26 protein-coding genes and 1 pseudogene are annotated in these 26,143 nt (G+C 64.0%); 17 read left to right on the top strand and 10 right to left on the bottom strand.

The features are described 5' to 3' along the window. The first annotated feature begins 1 nt into the window (after position 1). The 11 genes from ACQPW1_RS39675 to ACQPW1_RS39625 are packed head-to-tail and all read left to right on the top strand — an operon-like array spanning position 2 to position 7,611. Positions 2 to 1,690 carry a phage tail protein gene (locus ACQPW1_RS39675; RefSeq protein WP_433658024.1) on the top strand — a complete coding sequence of 563 codons (1,689 nt, stop codon included), beginning with the start codon at positions 2 to 4 and terminating at the stop codon, positions 1,688 to 1,690. A gap of 36 nt (positions 1,691 to 1,726) precedes the next feature. Further along, complete coding sequence (locus ACQPW1_RS39670; protein WP_433658022.1) at positions 1,727 to 1,960, top strand: hypothetical protein; 234 nt, start codon at positions 1,727 to 1,729, stop codon at positions 1,958 to 1,960. Continuing rightward, positions 1,957 to 2,646 (top strand): phage gene 29 protein family protein, encoded by a 690-nt coding sequence (locus ACQPW1_RS39665; protein WP_433658021.1) that lies wholly within the window; start codon positions 1,957 to 1,959, stop codon positions 2,644 to 2,646. The genes ACQPW1_RS39670 and ACQPW1_RS39665 overlap by 4 nt, the downstream gene beginning before the upstream one ends. 2 nt (positions 2,647 to 2,648) lie before the next feature. Beyond that, the gene (locus ACQPW1_RS39660) at positions 2,649 to 3,230 is read left to right on the top strand and encodes a C39 family peptidase (protein WP_433658020.1); all 582 of its coding nucleotides are present in this window, start codon (positions 2,649 to 2,651) and stop codon (positions 3,228 to 3,230) included. Further along, positions 3,230 to 4,159, top strand: coding sequence for a glycoside hydrolase family 25 protein (locus ACQPW1_RS39655; RefSeq protein ID WP_433658018.1), 930 nt, complete (start codon positions 3,230 to 3,232; stop codon positions 4,157 to 4,159). The genes ACQPW1_RS39660 and ACQPW1_RS39655 overlap by 1 nt, the downstream gene beginning before the upstream one ends. Continuing rightward, on the top strand, positions 4,156 to 4,428 hold the full coding sequence (locus ACQPW1_RS39650; RefSeq protein WP_433658016.1) for a hypothetical protein: 273 nt from the start codon (positions 4,156 to 4,158) through the stop codon (positions 4,426 to 4,428). The genes ACQPW1_RS39655 and ACQPW1_RS39650 overlap by 4 nt, the downstream gene beginning before the upstream one ends. Positions 4,429 to 4,434: 6 nt before the next feature. Next, positions 4,435 to 4,827, top strand: coding sequence for a hypothetical protein (locus ACQPW1_RS39645; protein WP_433658014.1), 393 nt, complete (start codon positions 4,435 to 4,437; stop codon positions 4,825 to 4,827). A 1-nt stretch (position 4,828) separates the two neighbouring features. Next, a complete protein-coding gene (locus ACQPW1_RS39640) occupies positions 4,829 to 5,656 on the top strand; it encodes a hypothetical protein (RefSeq protein WP_433658012.1) in 828 nt (275 codons plus the stop codon). 11 nt (positions 5,657 to 5,667) lie between these two features. After that, positions 5,668 to 5,976 carry an LtfC-like domain-containing protein gene (locus ACQPW1_RS39635; protein WP_433658010.1) on the top strand — a complete coding sequence of 103 codons (309 nt, stop codon included), beginning with the start codon at positions 5,668 to 5,670 and terminating at the stop codon, positions 5,974 to 5,976. Positions 5,977 to 6,000: 24 nt separating this feature from the next. Then, positions 6,001 to 6,342 (top strand): phage tail fiber protein, encoded by a 342-nt coding sequence (locus ACQPW1_RS39630; RefSeq protein WP_433658008.1) that lies wholly within the window; start codon positions 6,001 to 6,003, stop codon positions 6,340 to 6,342. After that, positions 6,343 to 7,611 carry a hypothetical protein gene (locus tag ACQPW1_RS39625; protein WP_433658006.1) on the top strand — a complete coding sequence of 423 codons (1,269 nt, stop codon included), beginning with the start codon at positions 6,343 to 6,345 and terminating at the stop codon, positions 7,609 to 7,611. A 34-nt stretch (positions 7,612 to 7,645) separates the two neighbouring features. On the opposite strand, the gene ACQPW1_RS39620 is transcribed toward ACQPW1_RS39625, so the two are convergent. Continuing rightward, complete coding sequence (locus ACQPW1_RS39620) at positions 7,646 to 8,041, bottom strand: hypothetical protein (RefSeq protein WP_433658004.1); 396 nt, start codon at positions 8,039 to 8,041, stop codon at positions 7,646 to 7,648. Positions 8,042 to 8,142: 101 nt separating this feature from the next. On the opposite strand from ACQPW1_RS39620, the gene ACQPW1_RS39615 reads away from it, so the two are divergent. Further along, positions 8,143 to 9,015 carry a glycosyltransferase family 2 protein gene (locus ACQPW1_RS39615; RefSeq protein ID WP_433658002.1) on the top strand — a complete coding sequence of 291 codons (873 nt, stop codon included), beginning with the start codon at positions 8,143 to 8,145 and terminating at the stop codon, positions 9,013 to 9,015. Here ACQPW1_RS39615 and ACQPW1_RS39610 read toward each other — a convergent pair. The 4 genes from ACQPW1_RS39610 to ACQPW1_RS39595 form a co-directional block, all read right to left on the bottom strand. Continuing rightward, on the bottom strand, positions 9,012 to 10,391 hold the full coding sequence (locus ACQPW1_RS39610) for a radical SAM protein (protein WP_433658000.1): 1,380 nt from the start codon (positions 10,389 to 10,391) through the stop codon (positions 9,012 to 9,014). The two genes, ACQPW1_RS39615 and ACQPW1_RS39610, sit on opposite strands and share 4 nt — an antisense overlap. Beyond that, a complete protein-coding gene (locus ACQPW1_RS39605) occupies positions 10,388 to 11,797 on the bottom strand; it encodes a radical SAM protein (RefSeq protein ID WP_433657998.1) in 1,410 nt (469 codons plus the stop codon). Before ACQPW1_RS39605 ends, ACQPW1_RS39610 begins: the two co-directional genes overlap by 4 nt. Beyond that, positions 11,787 to 12,044, bottom strand: coding sequence for a hypothetical protein (locus ACQPW1_RS39600; protein WP_433657996.1), 258 nt, complete (start codon positions 12,042 to 12,044; stop codon positions 11,787 to 11,789). The genes ACQPW1_RS39605 and ACQPW1_RS39600 overlap by 11 nt, the downstream gene beginning before the upstream one ends. Before the next feature lie 577 nt (positions 12,045 to 12,621). Further along, positions 12,622 to 12,981, bottom strand: coding sequence for a hypothetical protein (locus ACQPW1_RS39595; protein WP_433657994.1), 360 nt, complete (start codon positions 12,979 to 12,981; stop codon positions 12,622 to 12,624). A gap of 387 nt (positions 12,982 to 13,368) precedes the next feature. Between ACQPW1_RS39595 and ACQPW1_RS39590 the strand changes: the two genes are divergently transcribed. Both ACQPW1_RS39590 and ACQPW1_RS39585 read left to right on the top strand, forming a co-directional pair. After that, the gene (locus ACQPW1_RS39590) at positions 13,369 to 14,655 is read left to right on the top strand and encodes a hypothetical protein (RefSeq protein WP_433657992.1); all 1,287 of its coding nucleotides are present in this window, start codon (positions 13,369 to 13,371) and stop codon (positions 14,653 to 14,655) included. After that, a complete protein-coding gene (locus tag ACQPW1_RS39585; RefSeq protein WP_433657990.1) occupies positions 14,652 to 15,203 on the top strand; it encodes a GNAT family N-acetyltransferase in 552 nt (183 codons plus the stop codon). Before ACQPW1_RS39590 ends, ACQPW1_RS39585 begins: the two co-directional genes overlap by 4 nt. 284 nt (positions 15,204 to 15,487) lie before the next feature. On the opposite strand, the gene ACQPW1_RS39580 is transcribed toward ACQPW1_RS39585, so the two are convergent. The 5 genes and pseudogenes from ACQPW1_RS39580 to ACQPW1_RS39560 form a co-directional block, all read right to left on the bottom strand. Continuing rightward, positions 15,488 to 16,420, bottom strand: coding sequence for a hypothetical protein (locus ACQPW1_RS39580; RefSeq protein ID WP_433657989.1), 933 nt, complete (start codon positions 16,418 to 16,420; stop codon positions 15,488 to 15,490). Between the two features lie 131 nt (positions 16,421 to 16,551). Further along, entirely contained in the window at positions 16,552 to 18,399 is a 1,848-nt protein-coding gene (locus tag ACQPW1_RS39575; protein WP_433657987.1) for a recombinase family protein, read from the bottom strand. 687 nt (positions 18,400 to 19,086) lie between these two features. Continuing rightward, on the bottom strand, positions 19,087 to 20,184 hold the full coding sequence (locus ACQPW1_RS39570) for a GAF domain-containing protein (protein WP_433657985.1): 1,098 nt from the start codon (positions 20,182 to 20,184) through the stop codon (positions 19,087 to 19,089). Positions 20,185 to 20,679: 495 nt separating this feature from the next. Then, complete coding sequence (locus tag ACQPW1_RS39565; protein ID WP_433665459.1) at positions 20,680 to 21,264, bottom strand: hypothetical protein; 585 nt, start codon at positions 21,262 to 21,264, stop codon at positions 20,680 to 20,682. A 138-nt stretch (positions 21,265 to 21,402) separates the two neighbouring features. Continuing rightward, a pseudogene (locus ACQPW1_RS39560) lies at positions 21,403 to 21,678 on the bottom strand (GAF domain-containing protein); the annotation flags it as partial. A gap of 366 nt (positions 21,679 to 22,044) precedes the next feature. On the opposite strand from ACQPW1_RS39560, the gene ACQPW1_RS39555 reads away from it, so the two are divergent. The 3 genes from ACQPW1_RS39555 to ACQPW1_RS39545 are packed head-to-tail and all read left to right on the top strand — an operon-like array spanning position 22,045 to position 25,814. Further along, positions 22,045 to 23,280 carry a hypothetical protein gene (locus ACQPW1_RS39555; RefSeq protein ID WP_433657984.1) on the top strand — a complete coding sequence of 412 codons (1,236 nt, stop codon included), beginning with the start codon at positions 22,045 to 22,047 and terminating at the stop codon, positions 23,278 to 23,280. Between the two features lie 51 nt (positions 23,281 to 23,331). After that, the gene (locus tag ACQPW1_RS39550; RefSeq protein WP_433657982.1) at positions 23,332 to 23,994 is read left to right on the top strand and encodes a hypothetical protein; all 663 of its coding nucleotides are present in this window, start codon (positions 23,332 to 23,334) and stop codon (positions 23,992 to 23,994) included. A 56-nt stretch (positions 23,995 to 24,050) separates the two neighbouring features. Next, entirely contained in the window at positions 24,051 to 25,814 is a 1,764-nt protein-coding gene (locus ACQPW1_RS39545; protein ID WP_433657981.1) for an AfsR/SARP family transcriptional regulator, read from the top strand. The last annotated feature ends 329 nt before the right edge of the window (positions 25,815 to 26,143 follow it).

Genomic DNA, 26,143 nt, shown 5'->3' with positions numbered 1-26,143 from the left:
CGTGGCTGTAATGACCGCGGACACCCTCGCCGAGTGCGAGGCGATCTGGCAGGTAACCGAGGAACGCGAGCGCCAGCGCCAGGCACGGAGCCTCGAACCACCCGAGACCACGATCTACGACGGCGAAATGCGCCTACAGGGCTGGCTCGACGCCGAGTACCTGGGCGATTTCGAGTGGAAAGACAACGACACCGGCGCGGGAATTACTGAGATTCCGTGGGATCACTATGTAGCGCAATGGATTTGGGACGAGTGGGGACGACTACAGCGCGGCGAGAAGCGGGTCGTTGTGATCGTCGTCGAATGCCCCAACGGTGCCCGCTGGTCAGGAAAGCTCGAGAGCTGCTCGGCCGAGAAGCGCGAGGACGGCACGAAATGCCTTACCGTCCAATGGCTTTCGGACTACGAGACGGTTCGTTGGTACACCGTATGGAGTAACGCGGCCCTGCCGAGCGTCCTGCAATTTCCGCGCGTTTTTCTGCTGGCTGGTGGCGCGCGGTGGTGCCTGCTGACGGCCCTCCATCTCCAGATCATGCGCGCCGAGCAGAACTGGTGGAATCTGCCCGACGACCCGCTCAATCCCGCCTCGTGGGTGCCCGCCTCGGTCGAGAACTGGTCGGTGGTAGTCAAGCCGCACAGCTACCTCGACGATCTCAACGACGGCATTCTGTGGGCGTTGTTGGCTAGCCGATTCAAGAACTGGCACGCCCTCGCGACCCCCATCCTCGAGGACGCCGAGCTGTCGGTCGTATGGCGACGCTACATGCCGAATCTCGGTGATGCGCAACCGATTCCGGGCCTGAACCTGCGGCCGGGCGCGCTGGTAATCGACATCGTCGACCGCTCGGGGTTCTACAACCAGGGCACCTCGCGCGGCGGCACGCTCTGGGATGGCCTGATCCGCACCGTCGCGAGCTTTGTCGGCAACTTCATCGACCCCGTGGTCGCCGAGGTCGCCGACATCGACGAACCGACCTACAAGGTCCCCGGACTGCTCGGCACGAGCAAGACCACGCCGTACGTGGTGTGGCTCGAGGGCACCGAAACCGGCATCCAGTCGAGCAAGTTGACCCGCTGGCCCTCCAAGGGCAAACAGGTAGTGGTCGGCGGGCACAGCATGTTCGGCGTCAACGAGGCGATCTCAGCGGCCGTCCAGCTGGCATTCGACCTGCTCAGCGCTGCATTATTCGTTCCCGCGGTGGGCGGCTCGGTCGATACCCTGCTCGCCCCGCTCTACACCGACACCGTGCTCGCCTGGATGAACGTCAAGAGCCTCGAACGCTCTCAAAACGACGGTTGGGCTGGGTACTTCGAGCATTTCCAGGACGGCGCAGATCGCGCATTCACCCTCGAAAGCCTGCTAGTCCTGCGGGCCGGGTTCGCTGCGACCCGCACTCGATTCGGTGCCGAGGTCAACGTAAACGACGGCAGCCCATGGATTTTGGGCGACCAGGGCAAGGGTCACTGCTGGGTCGGCGACCGCATCGGATTCGGTCTCGTCGGCGACCGCACCGGCCGTATCCATGTCGACCGAATCAGCTCGATTCGACTGCGCTACAGCGATTCTGAGCCGCTGTCGTGGATACCGACGATCGGGGACACCTCCGCGGACAAAGACCCCGCAGTGCGCGCGATCGAGCGACTCGAGATGGCGTTTTCTGCGCTGCACGATCTCGGCGTTTTCGGCTGAGAAACCCACCACGCCACCGCGATAGGAGAACCAACCGTGCCGCAACTCGTCTACTTCCAGATACCCGCCAAACGTCGGCCCGCCTGCTCGTCGTTCGCCGTCGGTGGTGTGATCGACCGCCCGCGACATCTCGCGATGCGCCTGCTCGTCGGCGAACTTGCCCAGTTCGACGAGGTCGAGGACGAGATCGACGAGGCCACACAGGTCCCGGTGCGCTACCGCGGCCGTGTCATGGCTGCACCACTGCACGCGATCAGGCCCGTGCTGTGAGCGAGCAGACGCCACCGCAAGCACCGGCCGCCGATAACCCGCCCCCGCTGCGGCACGAGTGCACGGTCTGCGGCACCCGGCGTTGCCCATGCGTCCACTGTCACCGCAAGTGCGGACTCGACCACTCACCGCGGCTACCGACCGGCGCGTTCCCCACTGTCGACAACTGCAACTGTGACTGCCCGACCGAGGCGTTCTTGCCGTTCCTGGTCGGTCTTCCCGGTATGCGCGGGGCCAGTATGGCGATTCCGATCGCCGGACTCAGGCAGTGGTCGCAACGGCTGTGGAACGGTGGCGCGCGCCGCGTCGAGCGACAGGTCGAGTTCTACTGGCCGCCCAAGGCAGGCGAGCTGAACCCGATGTTCGCCTCGGGCGAATGGAAAGCCGAGCCCCCGCCGGCGGATTGGTCCTCCGAGGTCGACATCAACGCGCTATCGGGTGTCATGCAAGCCGAACTGCAACGGCAGTTCGCCGAGCGTGAGGCCGCCGCCGAGGCTGCCCGTCCCGCCGATGTGGCGCGGGCGACGGTCTCGCATATCACCCGATTCGACCCGAACGAGCACACCGTCGCCGTCGTCCTGGCGCACCTGCGCACTGCGAGCCCGGCCGAGGTCGCGCGGGTTATTGCGCGCGAGCGCGCCACAAGCCAGCGCGCCGGAATTCTCAAGCGATACAAGGAGACCTGACCATGCCCGAGAAGATCCTCGATCACGCCTACTCGGTGCAAGAGACCGGGTATTGGTGTGGTCCCGGCTCGACACAGATCGCGCTCACCGCTCGCGGTATCGACGTGCCCGAGGCCGACCTCGCCGCCGAGCTGGGCACCGACACCGACGGTACCGACTGGATCGGCCAGATAACCGGACTGCTTGCCCGGCGCACCGGACAGCCGTACGTCACGGTCGAGATTGCGAACGATCCGCCGACACGCGAACAGGTCGAACGATTGTGGGCAGATGTGGTCGCCTCGATCGAGGGCGGCAACGCGATCGTGGCGAACATCGTTGCCGTGCCGAGTAATCGGCCGCCGGGCTACCCGGCTCAGACGATCTATCACTACGTGACGATTGTCGGGCACGACGGCGTCGGCGCGGTATTGGTCGCCGATCCGGCGCGGTTCGGCGGTATCGAGCACTACTGGCTGTCGGTGCCGATGATGGCCTCGCTCATCGCTCCGAAGGGCTACGCCGCGGCACCGACCGGCGACGCCGAGGGCGCGGTATGGGCCGAGGTACTCGCACAGTTTGTCGGCCCGATCGGCGGTGCGTGATGACGCGCTGGGGCATCGACATCTCGGGTTGGCAAGCAGGCATCGACCTCGACGCCGTCGCGTGCGAGGGATTCGCGGGCGTCATCGCCAAGGCCACCCAAGGCGCGAACTACACGAGCCCGGCCTACGCCGAGCAGAAGGCCGGCGCCCAACGAAACGGGCTGGCATTCATGGCCTACCACTACATCGAGCAGGACGCGAGCGCGTCGGCGCAGGTCGACAACTACGAGTGCGCCGAGCCCGACCGCGCGGTGCCGGTCATGCTCGACCACGAACAGGGCTCCGGGGATGTCTCGGTGCTGCGTGCCGTGCACGCCGAGTTCGTCGGCCGCGGCTACCGCGTCGCGCTGCTGTATCTGCCGCGCTGGTACTGGCGCGACCACATCGGTAGCCCGGACCTGTCCGGCCTGCCCCCGTTTATGGCCTCGGCCTACGGCAGCGACCAGCCCGGTGATACCGCGGCGCTCTACCCCGGCGACACCGCGCCGGGCTGGAACGACTACGGCGACAACCGCGTCGCCGTCCTCCAATTCACCCAACGCGCCATAGTCGCCGGTCGACAGATCGACGCATGGGCCTACCGCGGCACCGCCGCGGAATTCGACGCGCTGTTCGGCGCAGAAAGCGAGATACCCGTTATGTCCGATGCACAGGAAGTCGCAACCCAGTTGTTCGGCCCGGACCGCGCCGGGTTCGAGATCCTCGGCCGCGCAGTCGAAACCGACCCTGCACGCAATCGCTACCTCACCGAGGCGGTTGCCGTGATCCTCGCCCAGCTCGGCGGCGGCCCCAACTTCGAGGGCTGGTCCCAGCTCGGCGACGGCGAGAACAACGCCACCCCGCGGCGCACCCTCGTCGACGGCATCGCCCATGTGATGCGCCAGAACGAGCAGATCCTCGCGGCACTAACGGACAAGGCCGACCGGTGACCGGGCGAAACGTGCGACCAGACGCACCGACACAGGTCGCCTATCCGTGGCGGGCAGTGGTGCGCACCGGGTTTCAGCTCGTCGTCGGCATCGCCGCGGCAATGCCGCTCATCGTTGCCTCGTCCGGGTTGCCGCAAACCGCGGCCGGTGTCGGTCTCGCGCTCGGGATTTCGGCCGCCATCACGCGCGTGATGGCGATCCCTGCCGTCGACGCCGCTATCGGCCGATGGTTGCCGTGGCTCGCGGCGTCCGGCACGTCCGAAGGGTGATCGCCCGTGGCGCTGGCATTCACGACCGGAGGTGATGACGTGCAGGAGTGGGCAATAGCTCTCGGTGGCCTGCTCGGCGGCGGTGGCCTTACCGGCGTAGTCGCCGCCCTCCTCGGCAGGCGAACCCAACGCATCGACGCACTCGCCAAGCTCGAACAGATCGCGACCGGTATCGCCGAGAAGGCCACCGCCGCCGCGGACGTGCGGGCCGCCGCCGCGGATTCCCGTGTCGAGCAGGTCGAGCAGCAGCTCGCGGTGCTCAAGCGAGAATCCGATGCCGCGGCCACGCGTCGCCGCTTGGCCGCTGCGGCACATGCGATGTGGGACGAGCAGGTAGCCGCGACCCTGCGCGACCTCGGCGGGTCGGTGCCACCGCCCCCGCCGCTCGAGGTGCCCTGACATGACCCAACCCGACGGCGCGAATCCCAACGGCGCACACAACCCCACCCGGCCCGGCAGCTTCCTCGAATGGCAGAACCTCACCGAGGCGAGCATCTACGACAAATCCAAGGCCCCCATTGTCGGCACGACCGGCTCGGCCACCAGGGCGCAGCAAGACATCGCGGCCACCGACCGCAACGTGATCCCCACCGGGTCGGGTCTGTGGAACACCTACGTTCGCGACGCCGACCCGACATTTCCCCGGATCCTGTTGACCCCCACCGCGAACAGCACCGGGTCGGCAGGGTCGAGCGGCGGCGGCTCACATTCGCACTCGATTACCTTCGACGATCCACCCGACTACCAACCGGCCGGACACGGTGCGAATTTCACCGAACTCGGGTTTCTCGAATGCTCCAAAGACCGGAAGTACAGCCGCATCACTCTCGGCACTGGCAACTCGAATACCGCGCTCGGTATCCAAGCAATGTTCGCCATGGCCTACCTGATGAACAAGACCACGGGCGACCTCACCCTCATGGCCGCGACCGGCGACATCAAAGACACGATATCCGCGACCAACCGCGAGTACACGCTCGCGCTTCCGTCCTCTTTCGACGCACTCAAAAGCGAGGTATGGGCGGTCGGTGTCTTGCAGGTGACTGCGCTCGGGCAGACCTGCAAATCCCTGCTTGCCCGGTCGGTGTGGCCGATGACACCGCCGCCCGGCGTACGGCCGTCCGCGCTCTATGCCTACGCGCCCGCGTCAACGACCCCGCTCCCGACGATCGCCTACTCGTCGTTGACGTTCGACGCCCGGTTGATTCCGTACTACGCGCTGAGTTAGGAGGCTCCGACATGCCTATCGGATGGCGAGCGATCCAAGACGACATCTACCTCACCGCAGGCGATTTCATCGTGATACTCACGCACCCGGCCGGGGTGCTGCCGCCGGGTACCACCGCCGAAATCGTCTGGCAGACAACGCCGACGCCGACCACATGGCCCGCCACCGTCGACGGCGCAACCGTGGCGTGGCGAGTCCAGCAACCACAAGTCGCCGCCATCCCTGCCGGAACCCGGTTCACCCGGTGGATTCACTACCCGAACCCGGCAACCGGCACCACCGACGATTACGAGTGGGTCAAAGGCGTAGCTCGCCGGTGATCCTGAGCCGCAAGGAGATTCACTATGTCCAGCACAACCGCCGTCAAGAACGGCATGGCCGATCACTGGGCGACGCTCGGCAACACCTACAGCCTGCACACCGGCGACCCCGGCGCGGGCGGCACCGCCAACGAGGCCACCGGCGGCGGCTACACGCGGCAGCCGACCACGTGGGGCGCAGCAGTCGGCGGCACCGTCACCGGCTCACAGCTCGTCTTTCAGGTAGTGGCGGGCAGCTACACGCACATGTGCCGGTGGAACGGGACAACCCTGCTCACCGTGCTCGACACCCCCGACGCCGCGGTGAGCCCAGCCGGCGAGGTCAAGGTGACCCCGTCCTACACCTACCCGAGCGGCGCTGACTAGATGCTCTCGGCGTTGCCGTGGCCGGGACCGGACACGCGACAGGTCCGGTTTCCCGGACCCGACTCGCGCACGGTGCCGTTTCCGGGGCCGGACGCGAGGGCTGTGCGCTGGCCGACCCCGCCGCGGTTCTCGGTCTCGCTGCTGGCGCAAGCGCTCGGCGGCGGTTATGCGAGTGCTGCGGTGTCGGTCATCCCGTGGCGCCGCGCTGACGCGGTCGGCGGTGGCGTCGCTGCGGTGTCGGTCGTGTCGTCGGTCGCGATCCTGGCGCCGGCCACCGGCGGTGGTGTCGCCTCGGCCGTAATTGTCGGTGCCGAGATCCTGGCAACCGGGGTCGGTGGTGGTGTCGCCTCGGCGACGATCGTCGCCTCGGTCGTCCTGGTCGCCGATGCGCTTGGCGGCGGCTCGGCAGGAATTGTCGGCCGTCCGGTCGCCTCTATTACGGCGACGGCGGTCGGACTCGGCGCGGGCACAGCGACGCTCACCCCCGGCGCGCTGATCGCCGCCGCAGCGACCGGCGGCGGACTCGCCTCGGCGGCCGTCGCTGTGGCCGCGAAGTTCGTCGCCGCAGCGACCGGCGGCGGCACGGCGACCGTTCTGCAGCGGGTCGGCTACCGGTATTCCGATCCGTTCAACCGCGCCAACGCCGCCACGCTCGGCCCGGATTGGCGGCTCGACCGGAACACGCAGTTCAAGATCGACACCAACCGGGCGCAGATGAAAACCATGGGCAACGGTGACGGTCGCTCGGGTTGCTGGGTGTCCTACCAAGGCGGCGGCACCGCCGCCGGCCGATTCGGCACCGACAACTACGGCGTGAAAACACAGCTCATCGCGCCGGTAGGCAACCTGGCAACCGACAACTTCACTGGCATAGTGCTCGCCGTCGCCGACACGTTCGGCGCAGGCACCATGTGCTACGCCATCGTCTCAACCGGCCTCGGGTGCGCGATCTACACCCAGGCCGGACTACCCCCAACATCCGGCGTCTCGACAGGCCAGACCGGACAGCAGAACCGGGCAGTGTCCGAGAACAGCATCCTCGCAACGGATCTGATCGAGTTCCGCCGACTACCCGCCGCCGCGGGAACCGTGTTCACGCTCTACCGCAACGGCGCGATGTTCCTGTCCTGGCCCGACACCGACAACGCCGTGTCGAGCGGGCCGACTAATCGCCGCTGGGGCATCCTCACCGAAGGCAACTATCCGCTGTTCCAATCGGAGTTCAGAGCACCAGCCGTCGACGCGGTTGTCGAGGCATACGACCTCTAGGGATTGCCCGCCGCTTAACCGGCGTCGATGAGCACTAGCAGGTGCCGCCCGCTGCGTCTCGGATTCCTGCGATCGTCGCCTGTCGGTCGCTCTCGCTCAGTGTCGGCCATTCCGGCGTCTGAGGCAGATTCGAGATCGTGTCCTCGGCTGACTGCCGTGCAGCGTCCGCGCTGATCGCCCGCAGTTGATCGAGCAACGGCAGTATGTCCTCGCAACTCTGCTGTCGTAATCTGCTGCCCGGCCGCTCGGCAGACGTCCCGGCCGTGTTCGGCACGGCTGTGGACGGCGACGCGGCTGTCAAACTACTCGTCGCGGCCGGAGCCGCAGTCACGGCCGTGGCCGGCTCGGTCTTGTCCTCGGTCTTCGTATCCGAGCCACACCCCGCGACCGCTACCGCGGCAGCAATGGTCAGTACTGCAACGAATCTCATGATTACCCCTCATTGGCCCCGACGTTGCCGTGACGCTACCGGCGCAGTTGCGGGCACGCATCGGTTCCGCGTGACGTACAACACCTGATAGGTTCGCTCCCATGTCTCGCCGCGACGACAAGACCGTCGGCCTCATCCTGGTGACGTACCAAAGCGCGGAGGATCTTCCGCCCTTCTTGGAATCACTAACGGCTGCGGTCGAGCCGTTGGCGCTCGACGTGATCGGCGTCGACAACGTTTCATCTGATCGAAGCGTCGAACTTGTCGAGGAATTCGGCGGCCGGGTAATCCGCAACAGCGAGAACGTGGGCCTTGCCGCCGCGATCAACCAGGGAGCCGCAGCGACCAACGCTGAATGGATCTTGGTCGCCAACCCAGATACAAGGCTTGCGCCGGGGTCAATAGCTGCGCTCGTCGAGACGGCGATGGCCGACGACGGAATCGGCATGATCGGGCCGCAGGTGGCCCGGCTCGATGGGACGCCGTACCCGACTGGGCGCCGGTTCCCGTCGCTGGCGGTCGGGATCGTGCACGCGCTGCTCGGCGGGGTATGGCCGGGGAATCCGGCGACCCGTAGGTATTTCGGCGAGCCGGTCACTACGGTCAGCGATGTCGACTGGATTTCCGGCTGCTGTATGTTGTTCCGCCGCAGCGCATTCGATTCGATCGGGGGGTTCGACACACGGTATTTCCTGTACTTCGAGGAGACCAAAGCGGCATTGGACATGCACCGCGCCGGATGGCGAGTGGTCCTCGACCCGAATGTCGAGATCCGCCACCGTGAAGGCGGCAGCATGCGGTCTGCGCCGTTCCGCAAGATCCGCAGCCACCACCGCAGCGCGTTGCGGTTCTATTGTGACTACCACCAGCGTTCTCCATGGTTGGTGTTCGCGCCGGTGATAGCAGCTGGGCTGGTGGTGCGAGGTGCGATATCGGTACTGCGGACCGCGATCACGCAACGTGCCGCCCGCTAGCTGAACGGCTGCTCGTCGAGCCGGATCCCAGAAGCAAGGTCGTCGAGCAGCTTGTGCAGGATACGGTTTCCCGTGCGCGAGCTGGGCATGCACTGCACACAGTCGTCGGCGACGCGCCGTTGCGAGGACACAGCGACCACGTCCAGCACTTGGGAGCGCTTGACCGAGCCGAGATCGTAGCCAGTCTGGGCGAACCGCGGCTCGGCTTTGAGATCGCATGGCGTCAGATGCCCGTAGGCGCCGATGGTCGGTCGGAAGTACCGGCCGAGGCATTCGGTCGTGCGCGAGCGGTCCGGGCTATGTCCGTTGGCGATCGACACCAGCTCGTCACCGATGTCGATCCGCGTATCTACAGGCGGGCGTCGTCTGATCGCGCGCACTTGATCGCGCACGACCGTGAGCTGATCGGGTGTCAGTCCGTCAGTGACGCCCACCTCGTCTTTGCGGAGGTCGAGCCAGTCCGCGCTGGTGTCGGCAGCGAAGTCGACCATGGCCGCGATCTGGTCGTAGTTGAACGGCTGGATCACGAAGCCGATTCCGACAGTGGGTAGCACATCACGCTCGCACAGCAGAGCACCAAGGTTGCCAACGACCCGGTCGAGCGCATGCTGACCCGGTCGCGTGCCTGCAATGCGGTCGTAGGTGATGGGCTCGGGTGAGTGGATGCTGAACCGCACCCGGTGACATCGCAACAATGCCTCGAACAGTGGACTACCCGGCCGGATGCTGAAACCGGTTGTGTAGACATGGATCTCGAACCCCAGTTCGGCAGCTCTGGTCAGAATCGATGGCAATTCGGGGTTGATCAGTGCCTCACCGCCGCCCGAGATGACAAGGCGGTGCACGCCGTTCTCACGAAGCTCGCCCAGCAGGCGAATCCATCCACCGGCGGTCATCAGGCCGCCGGTGTCGAGTTGTTTGGTCGCGTAGGTGAGTTCCTGCTGATCTGACCACAGGCACATCGCGCACCGGTAGTTGCAGGTACCGCGCGTGGGATGGATCTCGACGGTTTCCGACAGCACCGGTTCGTGTGCCCGGATCCGCTCGGGGCGGTCGGGCACTCGCTGCCATTCCTGCACTGTCGTAGTTGCGAACGACCAACGCATGCGGTGCGGGTAGTACATCGAATTGACCAGCCGAGTCACGGCCGCGCTGCCCTGACATGCACGGTAGGCCGCGCGCACGATGTCGAGACTGGTACAGAGGTCGTCAGCCAGCCGTGCGGCCGGAGTCGACGGCTCAGCCAGATGGCACAGCAGCGCGGCGCGGACCAGCTCATCGGCGGGCGCCGCGCGCACAGCTTCGGCGTAGATTCGCGCGAGGGTCGCATCGGCGTGCATGACCTGACTCGCTATCTGGACTGCCGCTGCGGTCATGACATCACCGAACCGGTTGCCGCGATCGACAGCTCACCCAGGACCATCGGCCATTCTTCCGGACCTAGCAGCGTGACCAACGATCGCCGCCGGTCGAACACGAGAACCTTCCCGGTGGGATGACGCGTAATCCGGTGCTCGGTCGGTTCGGCACGCAGCCGTGCCGCGACCGCAGCGGCATCAAGGTGGTTGCTCATCAGCCAGTGCTCGTCAACGCTGGCGATCGGAATCATGTCGACTGTGGGCGGCTGTCCCTTGATACGGCCGATCAGATGTTGCGTCGCTTCCCGGTCTGCCTCAGCTCCGAGTTGGAACTTGTGCCGGGCTTCGGTCTCGCGTGGAAGCTGGCCTGCCGAACCGGTAGCGAGCAGTGACTCGGCCGTCTCGATCAAGTCCGGAACACGCTGCGCGTGAACAGATCCGACGACGGCGTTGCCGACCATTTCCCGGCCCCACGTGCTTGCCTGTAGCCGGAACTCTCCGTTAGGCCGAATGTTGCACAGCGTGTCCTTTACCTGCTCGGAGAGCTGTTGCAAGGTCATCATTCGCCCTGGGTTCGTAACGTCGCTGGACAGCCCGGTAGCGGGCCAGAACGAATTGAACGTCAGATACACCCCTCGGTCGAGCAACTGCCGGTGGTGCTGGTCCACCAGAGCTTGCACGCGATGGAAATCGTTCTCGTGCAACGCGAGTCCGGGATAGTGCTCGCGCGCTTGGCCCGAGAAGCTCGGCGCGCACAGGTGGTGTTGTTCGGCTAGCTGATGGTCGGCCAGGTACTCGGTCAGCTCGACCACGCGTTCCCAGTTGCCCTGGTGCACAACAGTGATGACCGTGATCGGCTTGCCGGTGTCGCGCAGACGCCGCAGCCCTTCGAGCACCTTCGGCAGGTTCTTGCCTCGGGCGAATCCGTGCAGCTCGTTTGTCACGCCATCGACGCTGGTGCAGATACGTGTCAGGTTCGATACCTCGAGGCCGTGCCGGGTAGCCGAGGTGATCTTTGTAGCGTTCGTGATCAGCGTCGATGCGCAGCGCTTGAGCTGGTGGGTAGCTTCCAGAATCCCTTGCAGGTCGTCGTGCAACGTGATCTCGCCGCCGGTCAGGACAACCTCGAGGATCCCGGTTTGTTCGGCGGCAGCGAGGGCCTGCACCACTTCGGCGAGCGGTAACTGACGCTGCAACCACACCTCTCCGGGGTGGCAGTACTTGCAGCGCAAGTTGCATTCGTTGACGGCGTCGATGACCAGGCGCAATAGCCGCCCGGTGGGCTCGATATGCGATCCGACTTGCCCGGCGTATCGAAATGGGTCGCTTGTCTTCATCTGTATTCCCTTGTGTGCGTTAATAATTCCGTCTTCTTGCTTAGCCAGCGGTCGACGTGGTCGTCGGATAGCGCCCTCACCGAACACATCCCGAATCAGGTACGGGCGGCGGCCAGTGATGCCCACGCGGATAGGTCTGTTCGGGGGTGATCAGGTCGCACAGTTCGGTGATCGCCCGCTCACCTCCGGCGAGGTGAGCGAGATTTGCAGTTAGCACGGCCTCGGCCTTGGCTGCTCGGATGTGCTCGATCATCAGCGCGTTGTGTGTCTGCGCGTCGCCGCTCTGGTCGAACTCGATGACCTGCAACAAGAAATAGCCGTGCGTCGCAGCCAACAGCCGCAGCGTGCCGCCGTACAAGCGGGAAAATTGGGGTGACGGGGTGAGTCGAAGACATCCGATAGCGATGGGTTGCACCTGCCCGTCACCGCCTCAACGGTGATACGCAGGACCGGACCGCGTCAACGACCTCGGTGCCTGGTGGCCGGAATCCGTCGCGAGGTTCACACACCCACTCTCGGTAACTCAACAGTTCCGAACCGAATCGCGGTGAAGGCAGCGCGACCTCAGCACCGATCGGAACGATAGATACGTTGTGGCGGAACAACTCTGCGCACAACACGATGTCGCCGGGGAGGTCTGGACAAACCAGGAATGTCCACCGTTTCGAGCGTGGGTGCGAAACGATCGGCCCGACACGGCCGTTGGGCCGCTCCTCCATACGCACCCTGACTCGCGCGCCGATGTGGGCGGGCATCGTGACCGCGCCGACGCTTCCGGCTGGGAACACGATCCGTGCCAAGTCGGGCCGCACGAGGGCGGGTAACCCACACGTGACTACGTAGAACCGGCATTGTGATTCCAAGGCCGCAGCACGCTTGACGTGGAGAAGCTCGGTGTTCTCCATGGCGGATCACTCGGTCCCGGCCGCTGGTGGTCGCTGACCGGAATCAGGTTCGACCATGCGAGCTTTCAGCTCGGCGACGCCATCCGCGCGCGACAGCCCCGCGACCTTCTCCCGAACTTCGCTGGTGATCCAGCCGCCCTTTTCCATCTCCGCGAGCAGGCCGGCGAACTCTTCAACCGTGGGCATGTTCGCCTCGTAGAACAGGATCTTGCCCGTTACCCCGTCCGCCTTCAGTGGTGGCGGTGGCCCGCCGGCCGAGAACTTCGCTACCTGCTCGGGCGTACCGAATTGCTCGAGGTGAAACCTCTGCCCGAAATAGATCTGTTGCGGCGTCGCGGCACCGCCGCCTTCTTCGTCGTAACCCATCGCTTACGCCTCCGGCTCGCTCGTTGGTGGGTTCCAAGCACCCGGCGTCGAGGAGGCGCCGCACCGAGGGGCCGGGCCGTTCGTAGCGAGTCGGTGTGCCGATAGGGGGAACGCCATCTACCCCGCACCGGGTGCACAGCCCCAGATTCCTCTGCTGCGGTACCTGCGAGGAATGTCGTTTGATCGCCCTTTCGGGGGAGATCCGGGGGAGATCAGGTACCGATTGCCGACGCGGCTGATCCGTTGGTGCGATGATTTCGATAGAGGTTGCCGAGCAAGGACAACAGACCATTGCCTGAACCGAACCATCAACTTCGCACGGCTCGCGCTCGAATTCGTTCCCAGACGACTGGGCACGAGTTGGAGCGTGCCGAGCTAGCTGACCTGGTGAATGCCTGGGTCTATCGCACCAGCGGGCGTGTGATCGAGCTGTCCGGCAACTACATCGGCAAACTCGAACGGGGTGCTTTTCGGTGGCCGAATGAGGATGTCCGTGCCGGTCTCCGTGCCGTACTCGATACAGCGACCGACGCCGAACTCGGATTTCGTCCCGTGCGTCGCGCCGCACGCGTCACTACCATTGAGCCGGATAGGGATTCGCCGATAATTCTCCAGTCGGCAGCGAAGGAGGTCGACGACGTGCTACGCCGTACGTTCCTCCTCAGCGCTACGGCGGCTGGCGTCGGCACGATGCTCGGGTTGGAGTCTGCGCGTCATGGCCTGAACCGCGCGGTGACCGGCGGTGCACTAGCCGATCTGGCGGACTGGTACGAGGTCGTCCGAGAGTACGGCGATGTATACGTGACGCAAACGTCCGCCGAACTGCGCGAGATGCTGCTCGTTGACATCCTGAATCTTCAGATGGCACTGAGCATGTCGACGGACCAGAGCGAACGTCGCGAGTTGTACAAGGTCGGTGCGCTCCTGAGTCACTACATGGCGCAGGCTGTCGGCGATGTCGGGCAGCGACGGGACGCAGCGCGTTGGTGGCGCACAGCCCGGTTGACCGCTGATTCCTCCGGTGACCTGCACACCATGCTCTACATCCGAGGACGGAAGGCGATTCGCGCAATCTACGACGGACAGCCGCCGCAGGTGATAATCGACGAAATAAGCGAATCCGACGATCTGATCGAGCAAGGACCGATCGCCGGCCGGCCAAGTCTGATTGCGGCCCGTGCGCAGACCCTTGCACTGCAAGGCCGCGCCGACGAGGCCGAGGAAGCTCTCATAGATTTGCGAGATACGTTCTCTGCATTGCCATCTGACATGACTGGCGACCACAGTTGGCACTGTTGGGCCTATCCCGAGGAGCGTCTGAGGTTTGCAGAGAGTTTCGTGTACTCACATCTCGGCGATGTGCACTCCGCTGAGAAGGCCCAACAGGCAGCGCTCGCGCTCTATCCACCTAGCAGCGTGCGAGGACCAATCCAGATCTACCTCCAACATGCTCTGTGCCTGGTCCGCAGTGGAGGCCACGAAGACGGTGCCAGTCACGCGACCGAGACTATCGAGGGCCTGCGCAGCGACTACCGAACGAGATTCGTGATGGGTCTAGGCGAACAGGTGCTAGCGGCGGTTCCTCCCGAGCGACGACACAGGCCCGCGGTCAAGGATCTGCACGAAGTACTACGCGCAGACGCCGAGCGTTCACTGAAAGCAGTTGAATCGTGATCACTGACGACGCCGGATTGAAGCTGGTCCGCTACGACGCTGCGGAAACGCTCCGCCACGCTGAGGAGATACAGGCTGTCTACCTCGCTGCACATCTCCCACAGCAGGACAATCCGTGGTACAGCCCGGCGAAATTCTGGGAGCGGCTCGAGGACTTGTACGCGCCGATCCCTGACTTTGAGTTGGTAGCCGGTTGGCGAGATGACCGCATGGTTGGCTACGCCTTCGGCACGCCATATCGCCGGCCGCAGGATGTTCGGAACAAGGCGGTGCACGTCTTCGCCGAGGTCGCCGCCGAGCCCGTAGATGCACCTGTCTACATCTTCCGAGAGTTCGCCGTCCACCCGGACCATCAAGGTCAGGGATATGCACGAATCATCCACAACGCGTTGTTGTCGGAGCGCCCCGAACGGCTTGCCTACCTCCTCGTACGCGTAGGGAACCCAGCGAGATCGATGTACGAGTCGTGGGGCTGGCGAGGCATTGGCCAAGACCAGCCGTTTTCTGATTCTCCAGTCATGGACGAGATGGCGAAACAGCTCGACTGACCAAGGTGGAAACGCTCGCCGCACGACGCCGACACGCTCACACATCAGCGGGCTACCCTGACGTTCCCAGGTCCGGGCAATTCGCCCAGTAGGTCCCTTGCATCCACTCGTTCCAGCGTTCGCACTGGCTCAACAGGCCCTCAGCGGTATACCCGTCGAACAGCGGATTCCAGTCGGCATCGGTGTCCAGGTGGTCAGTCATGAACAGTTGGACGCGCCAAGTTGCGCGGTCGGTTCCGCCAGGCGGCCTGAATGTCCTGAGGTGTCCTCCGCCTGTCACCTCACTACGTCCGGCGCTGCGCCGACGACACCCTACGGACCGGCCGAGGGCGCGCTGATCGCACTCGCACGGCACCGATGTGCCGTGCCGCCGATTCGACTCCGGCTTTCACTGCGCCGCGCAAGTCCTCGGCGTGCTCGCGGCGAGCATTGTCGAGCTGTTCACGCAGGCCGCTGATTTCGCGATTATGGGCCTTCCGCTCGTTGGCGAGGTGCGACTCAAACCGCTCGGCATCCAGACGTCGACCGTTGGCAACTCGCGCCATCTCGTCGGCACGCGTTTCGGCCTTTCTCTTCGCGGCTTCGACCTCCTCTAGCCGTGTACGCATAGCTCCCAGTTGACGGCCCGCGTCGGCCGCGGTCTGCTCGCCCGCGGTCTGCACACGGGCGGCGGCGCTCTCGACCGCGTCGGCTCGTTGCTCGGCATCGGCTATCGCCTCCTCAGCTGCTTCCTCGGCGAGGTCGCGGGCCGACACCGCGGCGTCGCGCTCGGCGCGCATGAGCACGGCGGCGTGCTCGGCCTCGGCTTGCTTGGCGCGCGCCTGTGCGACATCCGCCTCGGCGGCTGCGCGAACAGCGGCAATCTCGCCGTCGATCGCTGTTCGATCCGTGACAAGCTCGAGCACGGCGTCGGTGTCGCCGAGCAATTCGGCGAGCGCGGCGCGGTGGGCGCTCAGCTCGGCGACCAGCTGGCCAAGCTCGGTGAGCCCAGCTGTGACCGGCTGATCGGCGACCGCGAGTCGGCCGCCCTTCGGCCTTTCGCGGAAAGCGGTCTGTGCGTTGTGGTCCGGGCGGTCGCAGTAGGACGAGGGACGACCGGGGCGGCCGGTCGCGGCCACGCGGCGGCTGCACTCGGGAAACCGGCACTTGCGGGGGCGGATCTCGAGCACGCCGAGATTCGTTTCATTGGATTTCATTTCGTCTCGGCGAGTGGTCATCTGAGTACTCCTGGCGCGATCGGTCCGGTGGCCGTCCGTGTTGATGGATCAACGCGTCTCGGCGTCGATCCGTGTTGATGCCATCAACATCGGTTCGGTAAACCAGCAGGTCGCGGTAGGTCTCCGGGAAGTCACCCAAAATTGCTAGATAGCAGCTCAGAGGGCATAAACCCAGGAAAAGTAAGGGGTTCGAGTCCCCTTAGCTCCACCTTGGGGGTCTTACTAGAACACAGGGCTGAACCAACACCCTGTAGTAAGATCCTGACACCATCCGTTAATGCAGGTCCGTCTCCTCGTTGAGGGGCGGGCCTGTTGGTGTTTTCTGGTTCGGTGCTGGTATCTGGGTCGGGGGTGCTGGTTTGGGTGGCCTGCTGGATTGTGTGGAGTTGTCCGAACGGTTCCCGGAGGCTGCGGTCGGTGATGTGGTCGTCGTCTACGTAGAGGCCGTGGAAGATTGTTTGATTGAGTAGACGGCGCTGTTGGTCGTCGCAGCGGCGGTAGAGGTCTTGGGGGTTTTCCAGCAGTTCGAGGGCGGCTTCGATGAGCCGGGCGCTGTCGGAGAGGTTTTCGGTCGTGGTGGTGAGGCGTTCGGTCAGGCGGTTTCGCTGGTGTGCGAGTTCCCGGAGCTTGGTTTTGATTTTGGGTTGGGGGATGGTGGCGTCGGCCGCCAGGTCGATGAGGTTCTCCTCGCGGATGTCGAGTGCCTGTAGTTCGGTGGTGAGTTGGTCGTGGAGAAGCCGTTCGGCGGTTTCTTGTTCGTCGATGACGCGGGCGATGTGGGCGCGGATGTCGGCGATGAATCGAGCGCTGAATCGGATTGAGGCGTAATGGGTTTCGACAGCGTCTTCGATGAGTGTGACGTTGATGTGGGGTGCTTGGCAGCTGCCGTTCTGTTTGTTGCGGCAAAAGAAGTAGGTGTATTCGGCGCCTCGGGAGTTGGTCGTGTGCTGGACGATCATTCGCTGGGTGATGCCTGCTCGATGACAGAGTCCGCAGAACAGGGAGCCTTTGAGGTAGTGGTGATGTACTCGTCGGCGTTCTTTTGCGGTGCTGCGTGGTTGGAGGATGTCCTGGACGCGGTCGAAGAGGTCGTTGTCGATGAGTCGCTCGTGACGGCCGGGGATTTCCTCGTCCTTGTAGATCACGTAGCCGAGGTAGTAGCGGTCACGCAGCATTTGGGAGAGTTTGTTGATCGATACTTGCTTGGCGGGGTGGCGGGCGGTAGGCCGGGTGCGCAGGCCGCGGTCGGTGAGTTCATCGGACAGTTCGTCGAGGGTGTAGTTGCCGGTGGCATACAGTTCGAAGGCAAGCTGGACGAGGGGCGCGCGTTCTGGATCTACGGCGATGGTGCGGATCTCGCGGCCGTCGAATCGGTCGAAGACGTTGAGATAGCCGAGTCGGGCGCGACCGATCGTGCCGCCGTTGCGGGCTTTCTGGCCCATCTTGTAGGTGATATCGGCACCGGACTCGCGTGACTGGTATTCGTTGAAGGTGGCCAGAATGCCGTGCATCAGTTGGCCGACTGGCGAGTCGTCGATGGACTCGGTGGCTGATACGAGGGCGACGCCGCGTTTGCGGAGATCGGCCATGACGATGGCGTCGTCGAGGCGGTTGCGGGCCATCCGGGAAAGTTTGTAGACGATGATGTAGTCGACGTCGTGGAGGTTCCGCACTCGGGTTAGCATTTGTTGGAAGGCGACTCGTTTCGACATTTCGGTCGCTGTGCGCCCCGGCTCGATATATTCGTCAACGATGGTGATGCCGAGTTGTTCTGCTTTGCGCTGACACGCGACGCGCTGGGCAGGAATCGATATTCCTTCGGGGTCGTAGTCGGTTTTGACCTGGCCAGCCGATGACACACGCAGGTAGATGACCGCACGACTACCCGGTTCCGCTGTTGAGGAGTCTGCAGATAGGGCGACGGGAACAGCGTTATCGTCCGGCCGCTCATCGTCGGAATCCTGGTATGCGCTTGTCATTACGCAACTCTTCTCGTTTTGTTCGGAATGGCGACCTTCGGGATGGCGGATGCCGCTCGGATTGATGTATCGAGTGATGTTCGTCGAATAATCGATACTTGCTCAGTTCTTTGTTACCGCTCGCTAATTGGATGTATTCTACCCAATTAAACGCGGCATTTTATGCTGCGTTTGAATGGTTCTCGGTCCCTTCCCTTCGGTTGCCATTGGCGATCCTTGTAGGTGTGGGTAACTCCTTCTGACGGTTCTCCTCGCCAAACGTTTTCGCCAGGCTAACAATTACTTTTGCGAGCTGGTGAACATCTGGTGGGTCATGCCGGATGTCGCGAATCGCGACTCGCCGAGCACCGTGATGGGGCTGTTTGCGTTTGGTGTGGTGCATACGTTCCTCCAAGAGCCGAGGCGATGACCTGCACTGTGGCACAGGTCGTCTGCGTACTTGTTCACACCGGAAACCGGGCCTGAATTCAACACCTGTCCTGCGAAAAGATTGCGCATCTCGTATCGGAGCGAGCGCGGCACCTGCGGACGGCTCACCGCGAAGCAGTGGCGAAGGAGAACCCACGCGGGTCAACAGCAGTGCTGGCCGGGGTGGCCCGGCACCGCAAGGTCGACAACCTGTGCAGGCCGCCCCCTTCCTGGCCGCAGCCAAAATTAGCGGCACAGCGGTAGCCAGGCGCGCCTGACCTATTCCGTCCGATCGTGCGGGGACTGAGTAAAAGGGACGATGTCGAGAAGCGCTTGTGGTCTGTCGCTACCGTGAGGCAAGGACTTCCAGGTGCAGTGGACCTTGCACCACTCTTGGTTATCGCTGAAACGGACTCGGAACGCAGCACTGACTGTTGGAGTGCCAGTGAGCAGCCTGCGGCGGCAGTCTCCGATCGTTGCGGTGTCCTCGGGGTGCATTTCAGGATTGTGATGGTGCCATTGGCTGATGGGTGGCGTGCCGTCTGCGATCCAGTCGTAGACCAGCCAGGATTTGATATCGATCATTCCAATGGTGTGGCCGTGTGAGGTGGGTATTTGGCGCAACGCCGATGATCCAAGGTCTGGGTGTGGAGCGGGCTCGGCAGCACTGATGTCGTAGAGGATCGCCCTGACAGCAGGTCCTCGATCTGTTGCTGCTGCGGCGGCTAGGTAAATGTGACGGCGTTCGTGCGTGTCGGTGTTCGCGGAAGTGACCGTCCCTGCCCATCTTCTGATGTCGGGAGTGGTGTCGAAGAGTGCGAGGAATCCGAGTAGGTCATCCCATCGGTCGATTCGGGATATCAGCTCGGGAAGTGTTTGGGCTGAGTATCTCTCGTTTGGCGGGATGCCGAGGAATGTGGCTGCGGCTGTTGACAGGTGTGCCACACCTGAGCGCGTGTCCCACTCGATTGTGCCGACCGGGGGCGGCAAATTGCGTGTTCCGACGTGGAGGTAGACGCCATGTGCATGGTTGGAAGGGCCGAGGATCGGCACTGCTTCGATGCGCATCGGTGGCCCGGATGGAAGCCGGAATTCTTCAAGCTGGTAGGTCGCGGTGGTCGCGGCTTGCCGCACGATCGTTGGGAGCTGTCGCGCGACTGCGGCATTGACGGCGAGTTGGACTCTGGTGAGCTTGGCAAAGTAGCGCCGGTAGTTGCCGTCGATGATGACTGAAGCGGATCCGGGACCGTTGAGGGTCTCGATCAGCGCCGATCCGGCGGGAGTGCGCGTTTGGTTTCGGACGTCGTCCGGGCGTCGTCGCGGCATTGCTGCCGGAGACGGATGTGAGGTTTCGGGTGTGAAGTCTGAAATGGTCATGGCCTGCTGCCCCCCAGCTCGGTCCCAGTCCGACGTTGTATGCAAAGTACGTAATCGTGGCTACTGGAGAGGATGAGCAAATCTTCGGTTACCAGCCTTGCCCATGCGGGGACGCGGACTCCTGATGGGGCGCACATGGCGGACGGCGCTGGGCAGCGCAGGGCTGACTCCCGAGCCGCAATCCACCGTTCAGCCCTGGGTGCACGCCCCGATTTCGATGCCCGTGTGTGGGCACAAAGGTGCAGATGAGTCGATGACGGCAGTACTGCCTGTCGCGCGGTGAGGTCGTGAACCATATCGGCCATGTGAAGCATCCCTTTGCTTGAACACGATGCCGGTTGGTCTTCGTTGTTACGAAGACACCACCAAGTGTCAGCGGGACGCGCGGTACCGAGAGAAACAAGTACTGGCCGTCTCCAGCAAATGGTAATAGCTGGCTGCTATAGGCGACGGTAGCTCAATTGCCGGAAAATTTCCAGCGAAAACCGAGCTTGATCATGATTCTTTCGAACGCACCTTGACCAACGCCGCTGTTGGAGCCACGTGTTTGTCCAGCACCACCAGTGAGGCGACGATGTGCAGCGGGATCCATCCTCCATCGCTGCCGCGGACCCGGATGCTTCCCTCGACGGGCGCTGTCCGCACCGCTTTCGCGAGCGCCTCGGCCTTGGCGACGTCATCCGGATGTATCGCCGGATCCCGCTCGGGGCGACCGGTCATCTCGCACTGCACAGTCGGCATCGGTGCCGACAGCCACCGGATCGCGCTCAGCGTCCGCAGGTCGACCAATGCCGCATGTGCCCCCGCATGAGAAGCCAACTCCGCCTCCATGAGGCTGTCAGCGAAAGTCAGCGGATCTGCGATAGCTGAAGACCCCTCAGTGATGTCTTGTGTCACCCCGTGTAGCCACCGGTGGCCGTCCTCATCGACAGTCAGTCTGGCGGCGAAGTGGAAATCGCGAAGGACCTCGTCGTACCTCCAGATTTTCCACACTTCATGGACCTCGGTACCGACTTGGCCTGCCATCACTCGCGCCAGCGCAACTTCTTGATGCCGGGCAGCAGTCGTCACGCCGAACATCGATTGGACCCGGGATATCTCGGTCAATGCCCGTTCCGGGGGCATTCGGTATACCGCGTGGACCTCAGGCGTTGCGAGACACGTGCCCCGATCGACATCCCACACCCACGCACCCGTGGGGAGTGGCTCGGGCGGGTCTTCTGCCTCCGGTCCGGCCCAGACCTGCACGGCATTCACCACGCCGAGCGGGGACCGAAACGGTTCAGCGACAACGTGGAACCCGCTCGAGCGGGTCTTCGGACGGTACGGCTCTTTCGACTGATAGGCCCGAGCTACCGCTTCCAGGATCGCCTCACGGTGGGCGCCTCGCAGTTCCTTCTCCAGCGGTCGTAACGGTCGCACTTTGCGTCCGATCGTCATCACTTGTGGCGCGCTACCCCCGAGCGTCTCGACCAGAATCCAGTTCGTCGCCATAAGAACGACGATAGGCCAGTCGGTAGGCCCCCACCGGTGTGTTGCGGACCGCAATTTCGCCGTGAGAATGAGCGGTGCTCGGGACAACATGGTTGCTCATCGGTTGCGCGGTCGTTGTGATCGGGGTTACATTGATCTTCATCCCCCGATTGCAGGGGTTTCCCGGTAACCGCGCAGCGGAACCGGATGAAGACTCTGGAAGATTCCGCGCTGATCTGGCGTGCAAATCCTTGGGAAGCGAACGGCATCCGAGGTACGCGGTCGTTGTGGGTCTCCAGAACGGGGCTCCCTTTGCGTGAACCGACTTCTGCTCTGGTACAAGCGAATTCGGGGTGCGCGTCTGGGGCTGGCGTAGGAGCAGTTGCTATGAAGCCTGAACTTCGGCACGGAAATGAAGTAACCGGTGCACTCAGTTGCCGTCTGTCGGATCAGAAGCGTTCGGCGGAACTGGTGGAATCGGCGTTGATCGTGGTTGCTCGCGCGACCGGTAGCGAGCACACGACCGTTGGGATCTGGTTGGTGTGGATGCGGGAGCGGCGGGTGATGTCGTGGGAGTGGGTCAACCGCCTCGATGTGGCGGTCCCCGCCTGCATGCCGACCGGTGCCGATCAAGTAGTGGTTATCGCGGTCGCCCCGTTCCGGGTCGCGGGTGCGGTCATCAGGCGCGTGGATGTGATCTGCGAGCAAGCCGAGGCAGCAGGGCTGGTCGCCGACGCGGTGCATGTGACGGCGTTGCACGCTGGGGCGTTGTGGACGCGCCTGCGTACGAGTGGTTTCGGTGGGATCGTCCCCGAACTCACCGCTGCCGACCGAACGGCGGCACGCCGCCGCAGATTCACTCGGTTCATCGGAATCGGCGCACCGTGGCGGATCGCGATTCTTGTCATGGCACCGGTTGTGGGCGTTTTCTGCGCCATGACCGGATACGCCGATCCCGGCGGCCAGGCCGGGGTAATCGTCGCGCCGGGCACCGGGCAAGCAGGCGTCACCACCGCACCCGCGGCCCCTGTGAGCTCGCTCAACCACGAGCCCGGCCCCGCCGTGGTGATGGGCGTTCCAGCCTCACCTGCGCCGGTTCCGCAGCCGATGACTCCGCGCGTGTGGTCGGGGTCGGACCGGTACGACGAACCCGGTCAGTACGCAGCAGATGACGTCGTCGACAACACCCTGCACGTCGGTGCGTCTACCGTTGCCCGCCCGGAGTGGTTTCCGCCCGAACTAGTCGATCCCGAGCAAGCATGGAACGGCTATCTGGCTCACGAGATTACGGTCGGTCTCGATCAGGCGGGCGCGCTCGTCAGGGTTGGTGGAGATGTCCTCAGCGATGCCGGGTTCGGCGACCTCGCCACCGTGGCGTCGGAAGTCGCTTCGGCCGCGGTGACCGATGGGAGTGCGGCGGTCGGTTCCGGTGACGGCGAAGTCCGAGGGCCTGGCATCGCGGAATTGACGGAGATCGCCGCAGCGACATTGCCGGAGTGGGAAACCCCGATACCAGTGTCGGACGGGATGTTCGAAGTCATCGCGGCAGGGGAGCCGGTGTTGCCGCGAATCCAACGGGAGATCGATGGGTGGCTATCCCAACAACCACCCATCCTGGGCTGAACGGGGGGTTATGCAATGCGCGCAGACGGCGTTTACGAGCCGGACTCTGAGATGATCGCGATCGACGAACCGGCCAGCCCGACCTGGGGGTTCGCGGAATTGCTCGCCGATCTCGCCAGAAATAAACACAGCACAGGCGATCCACGATGGCTTGCTCCATTACCTGGGCGTGCACGAGTTGGAGGTACTCGATACCGCAGAGCCGCTGCGTTATTGGCTGTGGTGTCAGTGCTCGGGGGCGGTGCTTTCCTCGCGCTTGATTCCGACGGCGCAACAGCAGAGGCCAGCAGCACGGCCTCCTCGGTGCAGACACCACCTGCACGACCCCCAGCGTCTCTGGTCCTGACCGGAAACGCATACGAGCGTTGTGGCCCAGATGCCGAACCCGGTGCTGCATGGCAGCGACCCGAGGGTGGCCACCAGGCCATCATGGCTTTCGAGTACGCGTATTACGTCGCCCGCGATGCGGGCCAGGCCCGAGGCGTGGTGGCTGCGGATGCGGCCGTGCCACACGAGGATCAGATCCAGGCTGGGATCGATTCGGTGCCTGCAGGCACGACATACTGCGCTCGGATCCAGGCTCTGACGGTGGGGCAATACCTGCTCGAGCTCACCGAGTGTCGTCCAGGTGAACCCGAAACCTCATGGCGGCAAAGGATTTCGACCATCGAGCTCGATGGGCATGCGGTGATCATCTCGATCGCGGCAGCTTAGCGAAGACAGCGAGTCAAGGACCGAGCAGGAAATCATCAGCGAGAGGGGGTAGGACGATGTTGATCGCGATTACCGGTGTTGGACTCCGGACTGGGGTGACGACCGCTGCGGTGGCCATGGCTGCGGCGTGGCCCGGACCTGAACCAGCAGTGTTGGTCGAGGCCGATCCACACGGAGGCCATCTGGCCGACCACGTCGGTAACAGGATCGGCCTCGGGTTGGCGCGGCTCGCCGCGGCGGCACGGACGGGCCCGTATGGCTTGGCGCAGCTGGTCGAGCACGCCCAGCTGCTTCCGACCGGTGTGCCAGTGATCACCGCACCTACCCTCGCTGAGCGGGCTCGCGCGATGCTGGCTGCTGCGGCGCGCCGTCCGCGAGTGCCGGAAGACGCTGATTTGGTGGTGATCGCGGACTGCGGTAGGGCTCACCCGTGCTCGGCGGCGATGCCGATCATGCGCGGCGCCGACGCCTTGATCGTGCTCGTGCGCGCCGAGGACACCGACCACGGTCTCGCGGCACGGCGGATCAACGAGATCGGCGGGTGGAACACTCGAGCTCGGGCGGTCGTGGTGGTGGGTTCGGATCCGGCCGGCGAGTCCATGGCCGACCTCGGAGTACCGGTGATGGGACGACTCCCCCGCGACCCTCGTGGCGCGAACGCAATTCTGCACGCTGATAAGGTCTCTCGTCACAGCGGCGCACTCGGGGCCGCAGCACGCGAGATCACTGTGGCACTGCGAGCTCAACTCGTGGCTGAGGTGGCCCATCGCTCTGAGCAGCATCGGTCGGGACAGTGGTGGCGTGGCCGCCGTACCAGTGGCGACCTGATGCCCACGGTGTATCGCCTCCAAGGACTTTCATCGATCCCGCAACGCAGCGACGTAGCCGAACCGAACACCATGCGGGCATGCCACCAAAGCCTGAAATCAGCGGGCAACGACACTGAACCGGACAACGTTGCGCGCAGTGTTTCCGTGCGCGGCAGCCACCCACGCGGTACCGGCCAAATGAGCCCGCAGAAACCCGCACCAACGAACAATCCCGGTGCTCCGGCCACCACGCTGACGGTGAACGTTTTCGGGCCGCTGCGTGTCACCTGGCACCCTGGACCCGGTTGCGCTGAGGGCGTCGATATCACCGGCAAGCTACAACGACGTGGCCGTGAACTACTGACTTTGCTGGCTGTGCATCCTGACGGGGTGACCCGTACCGCGCTGATCGATGCCCTCTGGGGTGAACAAGGCCCAGCCCGGCCAGCCAACACGATCAACACCACCGTGAACCGTCTGCGCGCCGCGCTCCTCGCCGCGACCGACGGCACCGCGGCCGAGGTCATCTGCGATGACCGGATCCTGTATCGGCTGAACCCGGCCAGAGTCAGCGTGGACTATCGGCGATTCATCGAGGCTGTGCACTCGCGGCGGCAGGCAGACTGCGACCAAGCCCGCGTCACCGCATACGAGCAGATCATCGACGTGGCGAGTGGAACGCTGGCCGAGGACCTCCACACCACCTGGGTCGAACCGATCCGTGAGGCCGCACGCCGCGACGCCGTCAATGCCCTGGCCGCCCTGGCCCAGATGCTCGTCGCCGACGACCCACGCCGAACCCTCGACCTCCTCGAAACCGCCGTCACCACAGACCCACACAACGAACAGATCTACCGCGACATCCTGCGCTTACACGCGCGACTCGGCCAATACGACGCCATCGCCCGAACAATGGCTCTGCTGACCCGACGACTCACCGAAATCGGAGAACAACCCAGCCTCGAAACACGAGCAGTAGCCCAGCGGCTCCAACACGCCAAAGACCACTAGGGCCGCCTCGGGGGGAAATCTCGACCGCGCGGAACGCTTTTCCCTTGGATGGCAACTCGTATCACGAGTCTCTTCGGTCGCGCCGAGGGAATTTGTGCGCGACCTCTCTGTGGTCGTGATCTTCATAGCAGTATCGAGCGTGCTCTTGCCTCTGCAAGCAGCGAGGCTAAAAGACCTGATCCGCATATGGCTCGGGCAGATGGATGCGCTAATGTGTACTCCATGGATTCTGGGATATAATCACCAAACAGTAGATAGTTGGTTATCCTGCATTATTTGTTAATTGCGGCTGGTTGCCATTCCGCATTTCACGTCGTCGCTATTGAATA

The sequence above is a fragment of the Nocardia sp. CA-128927 genome, from assembly GCF_050955855.1.
In the GTDB taxonomy this organism is placed as follows: Bacteria; Actinomycetota; Actinomycetes; order Mycobacteriales; family Mycobacteriaceae; genus Nocardia.
This window is presented reverse-complemented; position numbering and strand designations above follow the sequence as displayed.

What these genes read in the sequence shown, in the direction of transcription:
- ACQPW1_RS39660 (WP_433658020.1), top strand. Translation starts at nt 2,649, where the DNA reads ATGCCCGAGAAGATCCTCGATCACGCCTACTCGGTGCAAGAGACCGGG.
- ACQPW1_RS39655 (WP_433658018.1), top strand. Translation starts at nt 3,230, where the DNA reads ATGACGCGCTGGGGCATCGACATCTCGGGTTGGCAAGCAGGCATCGAC.
- ACQPW1_RS39640 (WP_433658012.1), top strand. Translation starts at nt 4,829, where the DNA reads ATGACCCAACCCGACGGCGCGAATCCCAACGGCGCACACAACCCCACC.
- ACQPW1_RS39635 (WP_433658010.1), top strand. Translation starts at nt 5,668, where the DNA reads ATGCCTATCGGATGGCGAGCGATCCAAGACGACATCTACCTCACCGCA.
- ACQPW1_RS39630 (WP_433658008.1), top strand. Translation starts at nt 6,001, where the DNA reads ATGTCCAGCACAACCGCCGTCAAGAACGGCATGGCCGATCACTGGGCG.
- ACQPW1_RS39625 (WP_433658006.1), top strand. Translation starts at nt 6,343, where the DNA reads ATGCTCTCGGCGTTGCCGTGGCCGGGACCGGACACGCGACAGGTCCGG.
- ACQPW1_RS39620 (WP_433658004.1), bottom strand. Translation starts at nt 8,041, where the DNA reads ATGAGATTCGTTGCAGTACTGACCATTGCTGCCGCGGTAGCGGTCGCG.
- ACQPW1_RS39615 (WP_433658002.1), top strand. Translation starts at nt 8,143, where the DNA reads ATGTCTCGCCGCGACGACAAGACCGTCGGCCTCATCCTGGTGACGTAC.
- ACQPW1_RS39610 (WP_433658000.1), bottom strand. Translation starts at nt 10,391, where the DNA reads ATGACCGCAGCGGCAGTCCAGATAGCGAGTCAGGTCATGCACGCCGAT.
- ACQPW1_RS39595 (WP_433657994.1), bottom strand. Translation starts at nt 12,981, where the DNA reads ATGGGTTACGACGAAGAAGGCGGCGGTGCCGCGACGCCGCAACAGATC.
- ACQPW1_RS39580 (WP_433657989.1), bottom strand. Translation starts at nt 16,420, where the DNA reads ATGACCACTCGCCGAGACGAAATGAAATCCAATGAAACGAATCTCGGC.
- ACQPW1_RS39575 (WP_433657987.1), bottom strand. Translation starts at nt 18,399, where the DNA reads ATGACAAGCGCATACCAGGATTCCGACGATGAGCGGCCGGACGATAAC.
- ACQPW1_RS39570 (WP_433657985.1), bottom strand. Translation starts at nt 20,184, where the DNA reads ATGACCATTTCAGACTTCACACCCGAAACCTCACATCCGTCTCCGGCA.
- ACQPW1_RS39565 (WP_433665459.1), bottom strand. Translation starts at nt 21,264, where the DNA reads ATGTTCGGCGTGACGACTGCTGCCCGGCATCAAGAAGTTGCGCTGGCG.
- ACQPW1_RS39555 (WP_433657984.1), top strand. Translation starts at nt 22,045, where the DNA reads ATGAAGCCTGAACTTCGGCACGGAAATGAAGTAACCGGTGCACTCAGT.
- ACQPW1_RS39550 (WP_433657982.1), top strand. Translation starts at nt 23,332, where the DNA reads ATGATCGCGATCGACGAACCGGCCAGCCCGACCTGGGGGTTCGCGGAA.
- ACQPW1_RS39545 (WP_433657981.1), top strand. Translation starts at nt 24,051, where the DNA reads ATGTTGATCGCGATTACCGGTGTTGGACTCCGGACTGGGGTGACGACC.